Genomic DNA, 769 nt, shown 5'->3' on the forward strand with positions numbered 1-769 from the left:
GCCTTCTTTGGTCTTGGGACGGGTATACGGAAAAAGTGGTTGAATTCCATCTTTCAATAGCTGATGGGCGATTGCCGGAGTTTTATATCCTGCATCTGCAACTACCATCTGCGGATTCAGTTTAGATATCTTATCGTATAATGCTTTAAAAGTACGACTGTCATGCTCATTACCAGGATGTACTGTGTATCCAAGGATCCAGCCATGTTTATCACAGGCAGTTTCTACTGCATATGCAAAAACGTGTTTATGTTCACCCTTTCGAAACCATCCACTTTCTGGATCGCTGATGCTGCATTTTTGTGTTTTTACATCTTCAGGAAGTTCTTTAGATATAGAATCCTTATCATTTCCGGTTCCACCGGATGCAGGTGGCTGGTTATCATCTTTTTTCTTTAATGGCTTTTTTCCATGTGCCAGACGATCTTTTTCAATCTCTTTATTTAATTCTTCTTCATACCAGAGAGCCTGTTCGTGTGCAACCCGCTTACGCATTTTTTTACTGTTTGCACAGGCTTTTACATGTGTTGCATCCACGAAGATCTGTTCTGTATTTACAAGCTTATATTTCATACAATCTTCTAGAATCTTTGAAAAAATCTGCTCAAAAAGGTCTGTATCTTTGAAACGGCGGGTATAATTCTTTCCAAATGTAGAGAAATGAGGTACTGGATCTAACATGTCTAGTCCGAGAAACCAGCGGTATGCAACGTTTACCTCGATCTCTTTCATGGTCTGCCGCATGCTTTTTATTCCATAGAGATACTGA

1 protein-coding gene is annotated in these 769 nt (G+C 39.8%); it reads right to left on the minus strand.

Translation table 11 applies throughout. The annotated features are described in order from the left end of the window. The coding region (locus tag ACTNB8_RS16365; RefSeq protein ID WP_441056115.1) for a transposase at positions 1-769 on the minus strand (769 nt) is incomplete at both ends.

It is taken from the genome of Blautia sp. HCP28S3_G10 (assembly GCF_052065235.1).
In the GTDB taxonomy this organism is placed as follows: domain Bacteria; phylum Bacillota; class Clostridia; order Lachnospirales; family Lachnospiraceae; genus Blautia_A.